The sequence below is a fragment of the Ensifer adhaerens genome (assembly GCF_001270265.1).
Classification (GTDB): Bacteria; Pseudomonadota; Alphaproteobacteria; order Rhizobiales; family Rhizobiaceae; genus Ensifer; species Ensifer adhaerens_B.
The window spans coordinates 1-1607 of the sequence record NZ_LGAP01000076.1 but is presented as its reverse complement, the minus strand read 5'-3'; the positions used below and the strand labels follow the sequence as shown (position 1 = coordinate 1607).

At 67.8% G+C, this 1607-nt stretch carries 2 protein-coding genes; both read right to left on the bottom strand.

Annotated elements, in window-relative coordinates; all coding sequences use genetic code 11:
* Positions 1 to 819, bottom strand: an 819-nt coding sequence (locus AC244_RS34715) for an ABC transporter transmembrane domain-containing protein (RefSeq protein WP_268750809.1), incomplete at its 3' end; no start/stop codon positions are given.
* Positions 820 to 893: 74 nt separating this feature from the next.
* The coding region (locus AC244_RS34710; RefSeq protein WP_202596163.1) for a M10 family metallopeptidase C-terminal domain-containing protein at positions 894 to 1607 on the bottom strand (714 nt) is incomplete at its 5' end.

The following is a 1607-nucleotide window of genomic DNA, read 5'->3' as shown; positions in this document are numbered from 1 at the left end:
GGCGATGATCGCGCCGGCCGACAATTGTCCGCGGATCGCCAGATAGGCGCCAAGCCCGAGGATCGCCGACTGCAGGATCATGCGCAGCACCTTCGACAGGCCCGACAGCGTGCCGCCGATGTCCGAGGTCTTGGTCTGACAGTCGAGATGGCGGCGATTGGCCTTCTCGAAGCGGTCGACGGCGCGGCCGGTCATGCCCATGGCATGCAAGACATCGCTGTTGCGGGCATTGCTGTCGGCGACCGAACTGCGCGCCACCGAGGCCTTGATCATCGCGTGCGAATGGCGCCGGGTCAGCACCTCGGCGATGATGGTCAGCACCGCCAGCACCAGGGCGCCGCCGAGCGTCAGGTACCCGAGCATCGGGTGCAAAAGCCAGACGAAGACGAGATAGATCGGGATCCACGGCAGGTCGAACAGCGCCACCGGTCCCTGGCTGGCGAGGAAGCCGCGCAGCGTGTCGACGTCGCGGCCGCGCTCGGTCGCCTCCGCCGTCGAATAGCCGAAGCGCGGCATCTCGATCACCACCTTGTGGGCGAGCGGCGCCAATTGCGCGTCGAGCCGGGCGCCGAGCCGCACGAGGATCTGCGAGCGGATGACGTCGAACAGCCCCTGGAACAAATAGAGCCCGACCGCCAGCACCGACAGCGCCACCAGGGTGGAGATGCTGCCGCTGGTCAGCGCCCGGTCGTAGATCTGCAGCATGTAGAAGGCGCCGGTCAGCGCCAGGATGTTGATCAGGCCGGAAAGGCCGAAGAGATAGATCAGGATACCGCGCATGCCGCCGATCTTGTGTTGCGGCGCTTTGTTCTTGCTCATGATGAGATCCCCTTTTGTCCGCCCGCATGCTGTCCCGGCCGGTCAGCGACCGGCCGGGACGTCACCGTTCCTGCTCAGGAGACGCCGTTGAAGTCGGCGATCTTGAGGTTGTGGGTGCCGGCTACCGCCAGTTCGAAGTCGGCATCCGGGTCGGCGTCGACACTGCCGCGGATCACCGTGACGTCGGCGCCGTCGCGGGTCTCATGCGTCACCACGATCTGGCCGGCGCCGGTCAGCGTCGTGCCGGCCGACAGCGTGAAGTGCTGCACCCCCGCCTGTCCGGTTTTGGCGTCGATGCCGGAGAAGTCGATGCGGTCGCCCGGAGAGAAGCCGTAGAGCGTGTCGCCGTCGGCCGCCGCCACCGAGGGGAAGCGGAAGACGTCCTCGCCAAGGCCGCCGTCGATGATGTTGACGGCATTCGAGGCGGTGATGTCGTCATGGCCCGAGCCGCCGATGACGTTCTCGAAGCCGTAGACCGTGTCGGTTCCGACCTCGACGCCCGCCACCTGGCCGCGGCCCATGAAGCCGGTACCGATGTCGACCGTCAGCTTCGCCGTCGCCACCGAATAGTCGAGCGTGTCGACGCCGTCGCCGCCCCAGTAGCTGTCGACGCCGTCGGCCTTGGTGGCGAGCACGATGTCGGCGCCGGCTCCACCCCAGGCCTTGTCCGCACCCGCCCCGGCTTCGATGACGTCGTTGCCGGCGTCGCCGTAGATCAGGTCGTCGCCGCCATTGCCGAACAGCATGTCGGCCCCGGTGCCGCCGTGGATCCCGCCACCCCCCGCCCC